The following is an 18,187-nucleotide window of genomic DNA, read 5'->3' as shown; positions in this document are numbered from 1 at the left end:
ATAATTTTTCCTTATTAATTCAATTTAGAAATATAATATTGACTTTTATCCATTTCTTTACTTTGCAAAAGTACATATCCAAGATTATCGCGATTTGCAGATATAGCACTTATATCATAATTACATTCCAAATTTTTGACCAATGATGGATCAACTTCATGTTTTATCTGTTCTTTTAGAAGCTTAACCGATGTGGCAGGTCGCTCTTTCAAACGAATCACTACGAATTGCACCTTTTGTTTTGACAAAGTTTCATTAAAATCCGCATACATTTCCGGCATTTGCTTTGGTGTCATATTTAATTTATGCCAGAAACGTGTTGTTGGTAATGATTGCGTAGCTAAGAAAAATCCATCATCTAAAGAATTCAACATAACTAAACTTGGCTTTGCTGAATTCGTTTTTTGTAACATGATTTTAGCAAATAGTTCCTGTGAATTACGATTTCCGTAATCAGCTGCTTTATCAGTTCCTTTAACAATCAATCGTCCTAATTGAGTGTTATTTACAAAAGGTAAGAACACAACTAAGACTGTAGCCAATACAGCAAAAAACCTATTCTTGTTATTAAAATGAAGTGTTTCAACCTTAGAGTTTAATAATGAATTAACGATACGGATAAGTGCAAAAACTAACAGTGGTAACCAAATCAAATTATAATAGTCGGTGTATTGCCTTGGTATTGCCATAATAAGGATTGAACCAATAAAAATTATAATTTCAGGAAAGATATTTTGGCTATTTTTTATCCCTAAGAACCATCCTATAGCCAAAATTATCAATACATATGTGTGCATCCCAACAATGGCAGCAATATAAGCTATGCTAGCAATGTACCTAAACAAAAAAGGAGATGGTGTATTGCCATATGCCATATTTTGTACAAAATAAACTTGAATTAGGTCGTTTAACCCATTCGATAGTACAAAGAAGAAAAGAATAATAGCCGAAACCAATGAAAAGCCAATAAAAATCGGTAGAACCAATTTCAAAAAATAATCTTTCAAACTTATTTTCTTCACTGAATAGAACGTTAACAAAATAAAGAAAACAATAAATGGACCAATCATAGAATATTTATTCCAGAACACAAATCCGAAATTTAATCCGATGAACGCTAATTGTTTAGTTTGAATTCTTAACAGGTCATAATTTGAACGAACTATTGTAAAGAGTAAGTATAAGACTGACGTAAAAGCAAACTCTTCTGGCGCTCCCCCAAGGTAAAAAGCACTTGTTCCAAAAAGAACAATAGGACCAATAATAGCAATCCATGGTTGTTTTGAACCATCTGGAGTCATGATTTTTACAATTCTGTAGGTGAAATAATATACGACTAAAATGTTAATAAGTTCAACTATGTATACACCCAAAAAACTATTGTTCTTAATTAATGCTGCAATTGCAAAAATAAAATATAAAAATGGGCCACGTTGATCCACCGCATCTTTGAATGGCAAAATTCCGTGTAAGAATGAGCGTCCCATCGTTAACATAGCATTTGAATCATCCCAAGGATTTGTTAAATAAAATGGGGATGAACCTAGTGCTGCTAAACTAGCTAAAATAATAATTGATACTGGAAATATAAACTTTTTTAAATTTTCCGGTAATAGAATTTTCTTTATATGATTAGGCATTATCTTGCCCCTCTTTTAACAAATTATCTTGAACAATAAACCGTGGGCGCTGTTTAGTGTTATTGAATACCTTTCCCAGATATTCCCCAAAAATCGCTAGTCCAATTAACTGAGATCCACCAATAAACCAAATAGACAACATTAATGAAGACCAACCACGGACAGTATCTCCCCAAATATGTTGTCCGAGCGTATAAACCAACATTATAAAGGATACAGTTAAGGAGAAAATCCCTAAGAACAGCACAAAACGCATTGGTGCCATCGAGAAAGATGTAATTCCATCCCATGCCAGTCCAATCATCTTACGCAGTGGGTACTTAGTTTCTCCTAATTCTCTTTCCTTTCGTGAATAGTACACATTTGTACTTGGGAAACCAATATCAGGAACGATTCCACGTAAGAACAAATTTCTTTCAGAATATGAAAGTAATTGCTTTACCACTCGTTTTGAAGTTAAACGGAAATCTGCTGCTTCAGGAACCATTTTAACGCCCAACTTAGACATCAATGTGTAAAATAGTCCAGCGGTTGATCGTTTAAATAATGTATCTGTGGTACGTGATTCCCGAACACCATACACAACATCAAATCCCTCATAATAAGACTTCACCATTTCGACAATTGCCCATGGATCATCCTGTAGATCAGCATCAATCGTAATAAAAATATCACCATAATCATATGCTTCCGTGAGGCCACCAATAATGGCATTTTGATGTCCAAAATTACGACTAAAATTAATTGCAGTTACTAAAGAATTTTCTTTATGAAATGAAATCAATTGATCCCAAGTATCATCCTCAGACCCATCATTTACAAACAGTAATTTACTTTCTTTTGAAACCAATTGTTGATCAATTAAATGTTTCAATACTTCGCTCAACTTAGTTACGGACTTTTTAATAATTTGACTTTCGTTGTATGCAGGAACAACAACAATCAAACGTTTACAATGATTAACCACTTATCCCTCTCCTTTCACAAACCTCTTGCGATGAATAAAAAATACTAATGTAGCAATCCAGGTAATCAAACTAATTACATAAGAAGAAATTTCGAGTATTGAATGCTTTCGAACTACCTTAATTTCTGTTGTATCTTTCTCCGTTTGAACAACAAATTGTTTTTCACCATTTACGTAATAATCTAACGTCCTACCACTTTGATCTGTAACCTTATAATTTCCCTTATAATATATAAGTGGTAGCTTTGCTTCGCCACTCTTAAAGTGACCAGTATACTCAATCCCATTTGGCAAAGATTGGTAGTTTGTTTTTTCAAATACTTCTCCATTAACTACTACTTTATGAGCTAATAATTCTGAAGACAATTTTATATTTTGGGGTAAGTAATCAAAAGCACCAAAAGTTTCCCAATATTTAGTTAAATTATCAGTTGTATTTGACTTGGTATAAAAATTTGTCCCACTAAAAGGTGCTGGAAGCTTATGGCTCTCACTTGGTACATAGTTAACGTTACTTGATGTCGCTCTCATAGTATTAAGCCAATGATTACGAGCACCAACAAACATTAATAAAACACTGACTGTAACCAGCAAGCCCATTAAAGTTTTTTGTACTACTTTATTTTTAAATAACTTTCGTGTTGATAATACAATTAAAATAGATAATACAAAAATTGCAACTACAAACACACGATGGGGAAATTGAATAATCCCTAGTGGGCTATTATAGATATGTACCCACACATATCGTGTTCCAGCCAGTGTGAGTAGTACAGCTGCAATATAAAGTGCCTTCAACTTTTTACCGTACTTGGGAGTGAAAAATAATAAAGCACCCAAAATCAAGCTAATAATGGAAATAAAACCAATTGTGTTTGAAAAAAAGCTAAACGATGAATGGAATATATCTTTAACGCCTGGGGCTGCCCAGGTACTTAAATAATCATATGGCTGTGGCGTAAGGAGTCGATTTGTTGCAGAGTTATACAGAAAAGGTACCAAGAAGCCTGCTGAAAGCAAGAAAGCCCATACTCCCGCAATAAACATTTGCAAAAGAAAGTTCAATCGTTTCTTACCAAAAATAAATACAATTAGAGAAAAGATCGCAGTATAAACAAACAAAATAGCCGAAGATAATACATGGCAATTAAGCATTAATGCAAAACCAATCGCTAAAGGCCAAATGATCTGAAAGTCAACTTTCTGTAAATTGGTGCTTTTATTGTCAAAACAAAACTTTTTAGCAATACGATATAGGCCAAGTAAGATTAAAGGCATAAACGACATGGCCCATACTTCACCAAATAGCCACTGCTGAATCGTTTGAGTAACTAAAGGAGTCGCAGTTGTAAAAAGAACCGCAACAGTAAATGACTCCCCATTTGTTAGACCCATTTGACGCGATACATATCGTGCAATAACATATTGAACCATCCACTGAATCCAAATGAGAAGATAAATGGCTGGAACTCGAGGAAAAACGAATAGTAACAAAGCTCCCAAATAGTTAGGGAGTGATGGGTACATTGTTATGACACTGCTTCCAATTTGATTAGCTGAATAAGTTGAGATGGTTGGAAAGAAGTTCCCGTGTTGCATATTCCGGTACAACTCATAAATTCGGTTGTAATGAAATTGCTCATCTGCTCCTTGATACAGAATGTGTCCATGACCAATCATCAAGAGTAAAACAGCAAACACAATCCCAATAAAAAAGAATCCACTAATGCCTTGGATTCTTTTTAATCGTCTCTTAAAATCCACTAAATTTTTACTTTTAAACATTTTCTACCACACTAATAACTATTTTTCTTCTTTAGCAATGTAAATTGGACGCTTCTTTGTTTCCATAAAGATAGCAGCAATATAACGTCCAATAATTCCAAGGCTTAGCATTTGAATACCACCAATAAAAAGCATGATGGTAACCATCGATGGCCATCCTGCTACGGATGTATTAGAGATTAGTGCTCGAATCACAATAAAAATTCCGGCTAAAATCGAAGCACCGAATGTAATCAATCCCAAAAAAGTCACAATAGTTAACGGCATTGTCGAGAATGAAACAATACCCTCAACCGCGTACTTTGCCAAAGACCAAAATGACCAGGAGGTGTTCCCTGCCACTCGTTCGCGATTTTCAAATGGAATGTACTTCGTTTTAAAACCTACCCAAGTAAAGATTCCCTTTGAAAAACGCTGGTTTTCTGTCATCGATAGAATGGCATCAACCATCTGTCGAGTCATCACACGATAATCTCTTGCACCATCAACTAAGTGGGTTTGAGATACCTTATTCATCCACTTATAAAATTGTGAAGAGAACCAGGAACGTATTTTTGCTTCACCTTTACGATCAGCACGTCGGGTACCAACTGCATCGTATTCGCCCGATTCAACTTCGTTTAACATCTCGGGTAATAATTCTGGTGGATCTTGCAAATCCACATCCATTACCGCGACATAGTCACCTTTAGACTGTTGCAAACCTGCATATAGTCCTGCCTCTTTACCGAAATTTCTTGAGAAAGAGACATAGTGAACATGCTCATCTTTTTCAGCTAAATCGCGTAAAATTGATAAAGTTTTATCCGTTGACCCATCATCAATAAAGTGAAAATCAATGGTGGCATTAACTTTTGGCTTAATTTCTTCAATAGCATTATAAAAAAGATGAATCGTATCTTCTTCATTATGGACTGGTACTACCAAAGATAATGTTTTTCGTTGTTCTTCCTGATTCATTTTTACTTCTCCTTATCAAAGCAAAATAATTACAAAGTATTTTTACCTAACTAAAATAAATACTGGTTAATTTTTAATCTCTTAAGCACTTCGAATACAACCAATGGACCAATCATTCCAGCTAAGACACCCACCGGTAATACCCATAGCAATGTTCCATGTCCAAGTTTAATCAAAAAGACACGAGTCCCAGCAGTAAAAATAATATGCATCACATAGATTGCCATTGAATTGCGGCCAATGTATTCAATCATTGGCGTTTTTAATAATTTCGATACATTGATTAGGAAAAAGATGCCTGCAATAGCCACAAAAAAAGAACAAATAGTAATCAATAGTTCCTGTTGAGGCAGTACAAATAAAATAACATTCAATACAGCAGCAACAATCAAAGTTTGCCATAACTTAAAACGATTAATCAGATCTTGATGCTTCAATACATAGGTACCGGCAATAAAGAAAATAAAGTGATAAAAGATTCGCCAAAATTCCCAAACATGGCAGTATGGCGAAAGAATAAACAAAACAATTGCAAGCATCACAACTAATTTATCAGACCAATGGAAAACATGGACAACCAGGTAATAAATTAAGAAGATCCAGAAAAGATCATAAAGGAACCAAAACTGTGCATAAGGAATAAATGGTAGCTGTAAGGCATTACTAATTCCCTGCCCATTGTTCGTATTCTTAGACACGACCTGCATCACGATTGCCTGAATAAATCCCCAAACAAAGTATGGAATAATCAAAGACCGCAGCTTTTGTGTCAACGCAATTTTTGGAGTTCTCTGCACCCACTTAATTGCAAAAATACCAGAAAGAAAGAAGAACAGTGGCATATGGGTTGTATAAATAACGCTATGCTGAATACGGTAGTTCAAAGTATCAGACCATAGCCCCGCATCATGTGCACCTAACAAGACATGTCCATAAACGACCAATAAAATACCAACTGCTTTCGCAACATCTACCCATTCAATTCTGTGAACTTTCGCTTCTTTCATAAATCTATCCTTCTCTTTTAAACCGTACTTCTCTCTTTAATACAGTTTTATGTACCAAGCCCTTAAGGGCTTGTTTATTTTTACTTTACTTCGTCATGAGCGAAGTTGAAGTCATCGTCGATACCGAATTCGGCACGAACCGTGTTCAACGCGTCGTTGAAGACCTGGTCCATGTCAAAGTAACGGTACTTACCCAAACGGCCACCGAACATCACTTCAGGGGCGTTTTCACGAGCTTCTTGAACATACTTCTTGTACAATTCTGTGTTCTTCTCGTTGTTGACTGGGTAATAAGCTTCCTTCGTGCGGTCCCAATCTTGTGGGTACTCACGCGTGATGATGGTCTTACCTTCATCGGCCAAGCCATCAAAGTGACGCCATTCCATTTGACGTGTAAATGGTGTTTCGGCATCCGTGTAGTTCACTACAGCGTTTCCTTGGTAGTTATCCGAGTCGATTGTTTCTGATTCGAAACGCAATGAACGGTATTCCAATTCACCGTGCTTGTAATCGAAGAACTGATCAATCATTCCCGTGTAAAGCACCTTAGGGAATTCAGCCAAGAATTCGTCCTTGTGGTCGAAGAAATCTGTGTCAGTCAACACATCAATCAAACCATCTGCACGTTCAACCATGTGTTCGAAAATTTGTGTGTATCCCCCAACAGGAATTCCCTGGTAACGGTGGTTAAAGTAGTTGTTATCGTAGATAAAACGAACTGGCAAACGCTTGATGATGAAGGCTGGCAATTCTGTCGCCTTACGTCCCCACTGCTTTTCCGTGTAGCCCTTAATCAAAGCTTGGTAGATATCGGTACCAATCAAAGAGATGGCCTGTTCTTCCAAGTTACGTGGTTGACGGTCGCCCAATTCCTTCAAAGCGGCAGACTTTTGTTCTTCAATCTTAACCTTCGCTTCGTCAGGCGTCTTCGTTCCCCACATTTGGTAGAAGGTGTTCATGTTAAATGGCAAGTTGTAAAGCTTACCGTTGTAGTTGGCAATCACTTGGTTTTGGAAACCGTTAAATTCAGCGAATTGACGCACATAGTCCCAAACCTGCTTGTTGTCCGTGTGGAAGATGTGTGCACCAAAATCATGAACCGTAATTCCGTTTTCAACGTGTGTATGTGTGTTTCCACCAATGAAAGCACGTTTTTCAACAACCAATGAACGCTTGCCGCGCTTAGCTGCTTCGTATGCAAAAGTCATACCGAAAGGTCCGGCACCAACAATCAAATAATCATAATTCTTTGTATTAAACTTATTAGCCATTAGAAATGTACCTTTTTCTTTGAATTAGGGAAAAACTTACGCTTTAAGAACTGTGTTCCCTTGTCAATCCAGTTCGTCTTCTCAAGCGATACAACGGGGGCTTCGATAAATGAATAACCGCGGGTATATAACCAGGTATCCATCAATCGTTCAGATAAGAAGCCATATACGCGCAAATCTTGTCCGCTCAATGTGGATAAGTCGACCTTTTCTTCGACTTTTTCCAAAACGCCGAACAAGAAGCTAGCGTAATCATCAAAAACCTCACGCTTCATGATAAACATGTTAAAGAGGTGAGCCTTCGTTGACTTTTCCATTTGCTGGAAGGCTGGATAAAACTCAGGAAAGTCATCACGGATCACCGACTCCATCGCAAAGTATGGTTCGTTTGCATGAGCGTGTAAGTAGTGATTACGTTGGTTCTCGATGAAGTAGTTCCGCGCCTTTGGCAAAATCACATCATGATCACGTAAGAGATACTTAATTTGGGACTTAGTTAGTCGGTCCGCAACGTCATGGGACTTCTTTGATCCAAGATATCGACGATAATGAACGAGCCCAACAACTGAGGTATTTGAATTCTTCCACGCCCAATAGATGGCTGTTAATTCATTAAAATTAGGATTTTTAGTGGAGATATTCTCCCCTTCATCATCGCGCTGGAAACCATCTGGGATATGGTCACGCAAGGCAGATCCAACCATAATTGGTTGATAACAACCATCGGAAGGAATGTCATATTTTTTATGTGTTGCCACAAAAATATTCATTATTTCAACTCCTTTTCAAGCCGAATCATATGCTTTCGATAAAAGAAAAACATTAATAAGTATGGCCATAAGAATACTTGGATAACAAAAATCGAAGAGAAAGCTGCAAGAATTATCATCGTAATAAATGAAGCAACTAATCCCCTTGTCCACTGCTGTTGTTCAGCCGATAAGTTCATTGAATTTAATCGGTAACGAACTAAATAAGTTCTAGCCACTAGTCGAACGAGTAAGAAAATTGCCGGAATCATGACGATTAAACCAAAGGAAGCAAACCAACCTAGTAAATCGGAAAGGTTAGGATAGCCAAACTGTGAATAAACATGCTGGAACTCATAATTACGAGTCGTATATTCCGGAACATTTTGAATCGTAAAGAATGATGTGTAACCGTAACCAACTCCGAAAATCGGATGCGTTAAGAAGGTCAATAGTAAGCCAATTGTTCCACCTAGGCGATTATCAGTACCACCCTTTGCGAATAAGAACTGATTCAATAGGTTATGCACCGTTGGAACCTTAATGTACGCAGCAACTCCAAGTAGAATTCCCAACACAGCCATGGTCACTAAGAAAGCACGCATTCCGCCCTTTGACCAGATAATCCAAAGCACGAAGGCAATCACAGCTGTCAATATTCCGGTTGTCGTCTTTGCAAGTAACAAAATACCAAAGAGAGTCAATGCAAAGAAAACGTTTAACACGAGATCCAAGCGACGGCTCTTAGTCCAGTTCCAGAATTTTTGACCGGTTGCAGTCAAGCCAATCAGGATTGGCAGATAAACAACTCCAAGCAAGTTTGCCAAGAAAGCGGCTTCAGGCTCAAAGCCATTTACACGATGCTGGCTGGTTACGTAAGACCCTTTACGATAAAAGTCATAGTTAGGACCATGCACTCGCCATCTGCGTTCGAATAATGATGCGAGATGGTTAACATAACCGTTAAGGCGATGTACATTTAGAGTCACAAGAATTTGTGGTAGAACAACAAGTAGCAGATAAATTGCTAAAGCAATCAATCCCGATTTAACAAATTTCTTTTCATCTTGTTCACTTGTAACAGTAACTTCTATCGTAGCCCATGCGATATACACAGTCAGGCTCCACGTTGTTAAAACAATGACCGAATGAATTAAACCACTCGTTAAAACAGTCTCACCTGTTAAGCGGTAAGACCATGCCATTGCTCCCAACTGTAAAACCCAGAAAAAGCCAGCTAAGGCCAATGCCGTTTTTGAAGGCAAAATTGACTTTAACCGGCCTGGTTGACGAAATAACTGGACAAGAATTATTCCCACAAAAAATGGAAAAGCAATCATAGAACTTGTTTCAGCTACCGCGTTACTATAATTCTTCGAAAAGAATGTAATTGGGAGGAGAAAATTCACCATGACTGACTCATTATCCTTGTTCTTTAGCTAATTTATAGTTACGACGGATTCCAGTTACCAAAATACCAAACATTGAGATAACCAAACCTGCAAATGCTCCAAATACGGCTAGCTTCTTACCAGACTTAAATCCAGATTGCGTTACGTCAGAAGATGTAGCCTTTGACAACAAATCAGGTTGTCCCATGTCAGGATAAAGCTTAGGACCAACAGTTGAATAAACATTGGCATAGGTGTTAACAAGCGTCTTAGCCTTGTACTGTGTTGGTGCTGTTGCTTTAAAAGATAACATCAATGTATCAGAAGGATTTTCAACTGAAATAGCTGACGTAATTTCATTCTTCTTCATATTGAATGGCAACTCTTTTTGAACGGCACTCACAATGGCGTCATCCTGGGCCAACTTCTGATAAGTTGTAATTAAAGATTTATCAGCAGAATAACGAGAATTAGGATCTTTAACATCCGTGTTATTCTTAGCCATCAAAACTAAACGCGTTGCTGAATAATTAGTAATGGTCTTTGAAAACTTAGCGTATGAGAATGCTGCGCCAGCAAAAATAATCATAAACAATACAATTACCCAACTATACTTCCAAAAACGCTTCATTAAATCAGTAAATGAAAATTCCATTTTCTCTCCTCAAATTAAAAGGCGCCATCGCCCTTAAAAATTGCAATAACTGTTAAAAACATAATCTTAAAATCTAACGCCAAATTAGCTTCGTCAACATACTCCAATTCGATATGAGCACGTTCCGGATAGCCAATGTTAGAACGACCAGATGCTTGCCACAAACCAAATACACCGGGCTTAACTGACAAGAACTTATCAATTCGTTCTTGACTACCGTATTCCGCCAATTCTTTTTCAACAACCGGTCGTGGCCCGATAATTGACATATTACCAATCAACGTATTCCAAAACTGTGGAAGCTCATCCAAGGAAGTACGGCGAAGAACGGATCCAATCTTTGTAATTCGAGGATCTTCCTTTGTTGGTAACTTGTAGCCATTTTCTACGAATCGTTGGTACAAATCCTTATCCGACTTCAAAATTTCATCGGCATTATCAACCATTGATTGGAACTTATAGATTTTAAAATGCTTCCCGCCTTTACCAACACGGTCCTGGCTATAGAAAACATGTGACGTTCCCGCTGAAAACTTAATCCAGAGTCCAATAATTAGGAATAATGGTGAAAAAACCACCAAGGCTAATAAGGACACAATAATATCTAGCAGACGTTTGGGAAGGCGATAGAACAAGATTTCTTTCACTGCCCCATCCTCCATTATTAAATTATTTGTACACAACCGCTAATTATACCAGAAAATACGAACTATCGGAAGAATAGCGGTCCTTTCAACTGTTTTAGAATAGGTGCACGTAGTAAGACTAAAACAAGAAGGTAAACAACAAGACCAACAATCGATTCGATTAACGTTGAAATAATACCAATACGGTGCATGTCAACAATAATCGTTACCACAGCATACATCACCCCTGCGGCAACAGCATAGCGCCAAAGGCCAACGAAATGCTTCATGACTGGCATATCATTTCTCGTAACGACTAACTGATAGGCAATAACAGCTAATTCAGATAAAGCCGTTGCGACAGCTGCACCCTCAACTCCCCAAAGGTAGATAAAGAAGAAGTTTAAGAAGATGTTCAATACAGCTCCAAAGGTCACTGACCAGGTATAATCATTCAAGCGTTTGGTTGGAATCAAAAACTGATTACCAATAACATTCGACCAACCGATGAAAACGATAATTGGTGTCAAAAGGACCAATGCCGTTCCAACTTCACCCCAAGAGCGGCCTAAGAACCAAAGCATAGCCGTGGGACCAACAGCAGCGATTCCAGCAGCCAGTGGAATCGCAATAGCCGAGACAAAGTCCATGGATGAATGAATAGCCTTTTTCATCTGCTCACTCTCCCCTGCGGCAAAGTGAGCTGACATTCTTGGCAGCATGACCATCCCCACCGACGTAACTAAGGCCAAACACACCTTAATAATTTTATCGGCATTATCATAAATTCCCGATGAAGCAGTGGATCCCGTCATGAATGGCAACATTGTTTTATTTAACTGCAAATAAATCTGTGTTGCGATAGTTGGTAAAAACATTAGGAAGACTGGCTTCCAATGCACGTTAAACTCTAAGGATGAAAGCTTAGGAAATTTAAACTTACCAATAAGATAAAACCACATTGAAAGATTTCCGACCACTTGTGAGATGGCCAATAATAGAATGTAGGCACCTACGTCATGGGGACTTTTAACTAATACAAAGATCAAAACTGTCATCAACAGCTTAATCATCATGTTACGTAGTACAGTTTTCTTAAAATCCTGCAGTCCCATAAAATACCATGAGATATCCACAATCCCTGAGAAAATAACCCATATCTGGTACCACAAAAATAACTCATTATTATGGATTCGAGTGTTCATAGCACCACCACCATAAATAAAAGCAATGTAAAGTATCACGGCCACTGCACCCGCTAGGAAATGAATAATTTGAATTTCCCAGAACTTTTTCTGTCTCAGCTCTTCATCATCATGAACATAGGCAATCTCACGCGAACCATAGGTAACAATTCCCAGTGAAGCAATTAAGAGAAAGTAAGTAACCAATGAATTCGTCCAGGATGCAATTCCTACACCCTCTTTTCCAAGCACACGTGCCAAGTATGGCAGGGTGATAATGGGAACAATAATATTCAGCAACTGGTAGGCTGCATTGTATAAATAATTTTTAGCAACTTGCATAAATCGGAATCCATTTCGTTTTGCTTATCTTTAATATTCTACAATATATAGTCTTAATATTTAGTTAAGTCTTTACTAAAAAAAGCGCACATATCGTGCGCTTTTTTAAACTGTTCTCTTTAAATACGGAATTTTTTTAATTAACAAAATAATGATAATTGAAATCAACCATACGATAACCGGTAAGACAAAAAGATGAATCAAAGAATTATTGGCAAGGAGATGATAACGATCAACACGGTCGATAAAGAAGTAGTGAATGACATAAACGCCAAGGGATGCCCCAGATACATGGCGTAATAGAGACTGTATCCGTTCACTAGGCTCCCAACTATATAACCTCGACTTTACAAAGGCAAATACAGTAGCCGACCAGCCCAAACCAAATATGCCCCAAATGCTATAGGAAGCACTCTGGTAGCTGCCTCGTTTGTGCGAAAGATAAATTGTAAGAGCAATCATCACTAATGCAGAAAAGATACCAAAAATATAAAGATACCTTTCTTTGTTTTCAAGCGATAAATTATGCAGGTACCAACCAATTGCAAAAATACCAATAGAACCTGAAGCTCCAATACTCAAATATCCTTCAAGAGCTAATGATGGTTGATGCTGCAACTGATAGTAGTAACTAAACAAACCAATCACCACTAAATTCAATCCAATTAAATACTGAATCGTTTTTTTATTCTCTTTAATAAAAATCTTACTTAAAATCGGAACCGACAAATAAAAGCCAATAATTACATAGAAAAACCAAAAGATTGGTTGAATCGTCCCATGTAAGAAGCCGTCTAGTAAACGACTATATGTATTGAAACTTTTCAAAGAATAATGCCAGTCGTAATGGTTAAAATATAGGAACCAAACAATAGACCAAACCACAAAAGGAATCGCAATTCGCTTAAAACGTTTTTTAAAGAAAATTTCTGTTGTTTCGCGTTGTCGATAATTCAAAATATTGGCAGCCGAAATCATTAAGAAGATTGGAACCGCAAATATAAAGAGAACTTGGATAGATACTGCTAAATTCCATCGCATTCCCGCAGCATTCATAAAAGCAAAACTCGATGAATGGAGCATTACAACTGCAAAGGTAGCCACTATATTCAAGATATCCAGATAATAATAACGACGTTTCATGCTTTCCCTCTCAACTGAACAATCATGCATTTCATTAACCTACTTATTATATATATAAGTAAAAAAAAAGAAAAGCCGTAAGGATTGTTAACCCTACGACTTTTAGTTTTTATCTAAGATAGTATGAACCGTCATTTCCAAAGAAGTAATGACGTCCATCAATCATTTGGTCACCTTGTACAGCGCGCCCATTGGCATCAGTATAATACTTCATACCCCAGGCTTCACGCCATCCGGCATTCTGGCGAACGCCATCAACAAACCAATAGTAAGTTCCCATGTAGTAGCGGAAACCGGTAAATAGTTTACCATCATTGTACCAACGATAGCCGCCATTCTGTGAAGAGCCATCATAGATATAGCCACCACGTTCATAGTAAGAATTATCATTACCAAAATTATAGTAAGTACCATCAATTTTCTGGATACCCTGAACTGCTCGACCACTATCGTCAGTATAGTACTTCATACCCCAAGCGGAGCGCCATCCGGCGTTTTGACGAACACCATTAATAAACCAGTAATAGGTCCCCATGTAATAGCGGAATCCTGTATACAACTTACCATCTTCATACCAACGGTAGCCCCCGTTTTGCGATGAGCCATCATAAAGATAACCGGAGGAACGTAAGTAATAGGTACCATCATCACCAAAGTACAAATCTTGGCCATTAATTCTTTGATGTCCCTGAACGGCACGACCATCAGCCCCCGTGTAATAAATGTGTCCCCAGGCTTCATGGAAACAATTATTTTGTCGGTCACCCTCATCAAACCAATAATAAGAACCACAATAATACCTAAAACCAGTGAAAAGTTTATTATTTTCGTACCATCGGTACCCGCCATTAAATGCACTACCATCAAAGAGATAACCAGAATAGACCGTATTTTTTTGAGGACTAACATTATAACTTTTACCATTAGTCGTCAATGCACCTTGATCATAAACTTTATTATTAATAATTTTAGTTGTATTGCCATTTATTTCTAGTTCATAGCTAGCAGCAAAACTTCGATTATTCAAAAACGAAGTAATCATACAACGATTATTATTACTATTTGGTATAACTAGGAAAGAGTACTCAAAATTAGCAGTTTGATCATCACTAGCAAGTACCAAGCCATTACCATTTAACGGCTGATAATTTCCAGTAATTCCATCACTTGATACAAAACCAAACATATATTGGGCTTTACCATCATTTATCCTCTTATTGTTCGTTGCTAAATGCGTCCCGTGACTAGTTGCAAAAATATACCACTTGCCATTCTTTTCAAAAATATTAGCTCGCTCAATTTCAATCCCAGTTCCATTAAATGTTACTAAGGGGTCATTTACTTGACTAACAGTAAAATCATTATTTAACTTGATAATACCAATAGTACTATTTGAATTTAACACCCTATTATATAAAGAACTTCCTTTTTGAGCTCTAATTTTATTTACAAACTTTTGATATTCACTATCACTCAAACCATAATATTGACGATTATTTAAATTATTTTCTCCTGCTTGATCTGCTGAATTACCAGTACTTCCTTGGAAAACAACATACGGTTGGCCATTATCATAGATGATATGAGGATCACGCATAGCAGATTCATCAATGCCACCAGTAGAGGCTTTAGCATATTTTGAACCATCGCCACCAAAAACAGTTTTATGATCAGTTGTCTTAGAGTGCTCAATTTTTAATCCTGAATTCCAATCATTACCACTTTGTGGAACAACGGATACCTTTGCTGTCGTTAAATACTGTCCCGCAGAAGAAAAATTAGTGTATACAAAACGCAAAGAATCATCATTTGAATTTAGTAAAACAGTTGAACCAGACCATTCAGAAGTAATGTTGTTTAATGGTGTATCACTATTACCGGCTTTACCTTCCCCAAAATCATTAAATACATAGCCTAAATATTTCCAAGATGAAATATCTTGATTACCGTCAATCTTTTGAGCAAAAAGTCCAATTTTAGAGTAATACCATGGTGAACTATGGTCAGATAACCATGTTATACCCGCTACTAAACGATAACCATGGTAGTTTGCGACCGTTCCATCAGGATTTTGGATGTGCCAGGTATCACCAACGTTCAATCGAACGGTTTTTCCTTGGGCATTTTTACCGGTAACACCCGTTATATCTTTTCTTAATGAATCCGTCTCAACTTGAGGAGCTCGAAAGTCCGAATTATTCATTGAATCAACAATGGACCGCAAATCTGCTCTTGTATAATGCGTACTAGCGTGAATATTCTGACTATTTGTTGTTCCGATAAGTACAAAACACGCAATCGTACATACTAAACGAACGATAAGAATTTTACTTTTCATTTTTCTCTCTCAAATACTTTTTTTAGAATAAAAAATTATCAATTGATAATTTTAAAAATCTCCCTAATAAGAAACTATATCAGAATATTAAAAAAAGACAAACAATAAAACCCGTTTGTCTTTTTTATAATTTCAATAATTAACGCAAATAATATGAACCATCGTTTCCAAAGAAGTAATGACGGCCATCAATTGTTTGGTCACCTTGTACAGCACGGCCATTAGCATCAGTGTAATACTTCATACCCCAAGCTTCACGCCATCCGGCATTCTGACGAACGCCGTCAATAAACCAGTAATATGTTCCCATATAGAATCGGAAACCGGTAAATAGATTACCGTTCTCATACCAACGGTAACCACCGTTTTGTGATGAACCGTCGTGGATATAACCTGATACGGGACGTTCATAATATGTGTTGTCCGTACCAAAGTTATATGCTTTACCGTCAATAGTTTGGATTCCCTGAACTGCTCGACCGCTAGCATCTGTGTAGTATGTCATACCCCATGCTTGACGCCAACCAGCATTTTGACGAACACCATCAACGAACCAGTAGAAGGTGCCCATGTAGTAACGGAATCCAGTAAAGAGTTTACCGTCTTCATACCATCGATAACCACCGTTTTGTGATGAACCATCATAAAGGTAACCAGATGAACGCAAGTAGTAAGAACCATCATTTCCAAAGTCAAAGTTCTGACCATTAATGTTGTAAATACCTTGCACAGCACGTCCGTTATCATCTGTGTAGTATAAACGTCCCCAGGCTTCATGCCATCCGCGGTTTTGGCGAACACCATTCACGAACCAATAGTAAGTTCCCATGTAGTAACGGAAACCGGTATAAGCCTTACCGTTTTCCAACCAACGCCAACCGGCAAGTGTGTTCACATACCCTGAAACATTTCCTAAATCGTAATGTTGGGCATTGTCTCGATACTGCTGATGATCATTTTGAATAGCATCGGCAATCTTAGCAGCAATAGCTTTATAAGCCGCGTTCGTTGGATGAACACCATCAGGAATCGTCTCATTATGGTTTTGATCGGTTACAACACCAGCATCAATAACATTCACACCCATGTTATTTCCAATCATAGTTAGGACGCTCTTTAATTGGTTCATTGAGAATCCATCGCCGTTGATTGTGTCGTTGTTCCGTCCATTCAAGAAATCCCCTTGCGGAAGCAAGATGTGAATTTTGATGTTAGGGTTTGCTTGATGCAATCGACGAACTGAATCTTGGAAAATTTGTGCAATGGTATTAATATTTTGAATACCATAATTAGAATCATTGACCCCAAGCGCAATCACAATATCGGTTGCCTTAGTAAAAGATGGGTCAGAAACAGCCTGGTCCGTCATCCAAACCATATCCTGTCCAATCTGTGTACCAGAATAGGCAGAAGTGTTTTTATACAGCATTTGTAGCGCTTGCGCTGCATAATAATCATAAGAACGGCTACCATCGTTATAAGGGTTCCAGCCTACCGTAGTTGAATCACCAAATCCCCAAAGGATACCGTGAATAGCAGTCAAACGACCTTCACTGTCAATCTTATAAGGGACATTGTTAATAGTGATGCTATCAATTGAACGGCGAAGCGTGAAGCTATGGTCATCTCCGAAATAATACTCATCGGTACCAATGGTATGCAAACCAGAATATGATTCACCGTATTGTCCGAAGTAATAGGTGTTATTATCAACCGTTACAAATTGATTCGTAACACGTACGCCATCTTTATAAAAAGCATAGCCATCTTGGTCTGAGATTTTAACCAAACCATTTTTAATAGTTGCTTCTCCATCAGCGGCTAAATCGTAAATCTTCCCGTCAATGTTCTTTTGAGTATTCGTTACTAATTGGTTATTTTCATAGTAATACTGCTTACCGTTGACAGTCTGAAAGCCGTTTTCTGGATGAGTTGTAGTCACAACAGTATTTGTCGTTTCGTTATTGTCTGCAGAAACAGGCTGATTCATTTGCAGCGCAGCCACAGAACCAGTAATCAACAGTGCAGTTGTTACCCAAGCCTTTCCGCTTTTATACATTTTAATGCGCATCTATTCTTTCTCCTATTAGATGTTTTTTAGCAAAAAAAGCCACTACCTCAGTAGTGGC

At 37.6% G+C, this 18,187-nt stretch carries 14 protein-coding genes; all 14 read right to left on the bottom strand.

Annotated features, from left to right (window positions below; translation table 11 throughout):
• Window positions 1-14 precede the first annotated feature (14 nt).
• The 14 genes from BMZ93_RS00915 to BMZ93_RS00850 all read right to left on the bottom strand — a co-directional run bounded on the left by BMZ93_RS00915 (window position 15) and on the right by BMZ93_RS00850 (window position 18,129).
• Entirely contained in the window at window positions 15-1,640 is a 1,626-nt protein-coding gene (locus BMZ93_RS00915; RefSeq protein WP_091501278.1) for a glycosyltransferase family protein, read from the bottom strand.
• Window positions 1,633-2,607, bottom strand: coding sequence for a glycosyltransferase family 2 protein (locus BMZ93_RS00910; protein ID WP_091501276.1), 975 nt, complete (start codon window positions 2,605-2,607; stop codon window positions 1,633-1,635). Before BMZ93_RS00910 ends, BMZ93_RS00915 begins: the two co-directional genes overlap by 8 nt.
• Window positions 2,608-4,392 carry a glycosyltransferase family protein gene (locus BMZ93_RS00905; protein WP_091501273.1) on the bottom strand — a complete coding sequence of 595 codons (1,785 nt, stop codon included), beginning with the start codon at window positions 4,390-4,392 and terminating at the stop codon, window positions 2,608-2,610.
• Window positions 4,393-4,410: 18 nt separating this feature from the next.
• A complete protein-coding gene (locus BMZ93_RS00900) occupies window positions 4,411-5,352 on the bottom strand; it encodes a glycosyltransferase family 2 protein (RefSeq protein WP_091501271.1) in 942 nt (313 codons plus the stop codon).
• A 50-nt stretch (window positions 5,353-5,402) separates the two neighbouring features.
• Window positions 5,403-6,359 carry an acyltransferase family protein gene (locus BMZ93_RS00895; RefSeq protein WP_091501269.1) on the bottom strand — a complete coding sequence of 319 codons (957 nt, stop codon included), beginning with the start codon at window positions 6,357-6,359 and terminating at the stop codon, window positions 5,403-5,405.
• Window positions 6,360-6,439: 80 nt separating this feature from the next.
• Entirely contained in the window at window positions 6,440-7,630 is a 1,191-nt protein-coding gene (gene glf / locus BMZ93_RS00890) for a UDP-galactopyranose mutase (protein WP_091501267.1), read from the bottom strand.
• Window positions 7,630-8,400 carry a DUF4422 domain-containing protein gene (locus BMZ93_RS00885; protein ID WP_091501265.1) on the bottom strand — a complete coding sequence of 257 codons (771 nt, stop codon included), beginning with the start codon at window positions 8,398-8,400 and terminating at the stop codon, window positions 7,630-7,632. Before BMZ93_RS00885 ends, glf begins: the two co-directional genes overlap by 1 nt.
• The gene (locus tag BMZ93_RS00880) at window positions 8,400-9,644 is read right to left on the bottom strand and encodes an O-antigen ligase family protein (RefSeq protein WP_244269326.1); all 1,245 of its coding nucleotides are present in this window, start codon (window positions 9,642-9,644) and stop codon (window positions 8,400-8,402) included. The genes BMZ93_RS00885 and BMZ93_RS00880 overlap by 1 nt, the downstream gene beginning before the upstream one ends.
• 157 nt (window positions 9,645-9,801) lie before the next feature.
• Window positions 9,802-10,425: a YveK family protein gene (locus tag BMZ93_RS00875; protein WP_091501261.1), complete on the bottom strand. Its 624-nt coding sequence runs from the start codon at window positions 10,423-10,425 to the stop codon at window positions 9,802-9,804.
• Between the two features lie 14 nt (window positions 10,426-10,439).
• Window positions 10,440-11,087, bottom strand: coding sequence for a sugar transferase (locus tag BMZ93_RS00870; protein ID WP_091501259.1), 648 nt, complete (start codon window positions 11,085-11,087; stop codon window positions 10,440-10,442).
• Window positions 11,088-11,134: 47 nt separating this feature from the next.
• Complete coding sequence (locus BMZ93_RS00865; RefSeq protein ID WP_091501257.1) at window positions 11,135-12,577, bottom strand: flippase; 1,443 nt, start codon at window positions 12,575-12,577, stop codon at window positions 11,135-11,137.
• A 105-nt stretch (window positions 12,578-12,682) separates the two neighbouring features.
• Entirely contained in the window at window positions 12,683-13,720 is a 1,038-nt protein-coding gene (locus tag BMZ93_RS00860) for an acyltransferase (protein ID WP_159427769.1), read from the bottom strand.
• Window positions 13,721-13,829: 109 nt separating this feature from the next.
• Window positions 13,830-16,058, bottom strand: coding sequence for a glycoside hydrolase family 68 protein (locus BMZ93_RS00855; RefSeq protein ID WP_091501253.1), 2,229 nt, complete (start codon window positions 16,056-16,058; stop codon window positions 13,830-13,832).
• A 139-nt stretch (window positions 16,059-16,197) separates the two neighbouring features.
• On the bottom strand, window positions 16,198-18,129 hold the full coding sequence (locus BMZ93_RS00850; RefSeq protein WP_091501251.1) for a GDSL-type esterase/lipase family protein: 1,932 nt from the start codon (window positions 18,127-18,129) through the stop codon (window positions 16,198-16,200).
• Window positions 18,130-18,187: the final 58 nt, after the last annotated feature.

It is taken from the genome of Fructobacillus durionis (assembly GCF_900112405.1).
In the GTDB taxonomy this organism is placed as follows: domain Bacteria; phylum Bacillota; class Bacilli; order Lactobacillales; family Lactobacillaceae; genus Fructobacillus; species Fructobacillus durionis.
This window is presented reverse-complemented; position numbering and strand designations above follow the sequence as displayed.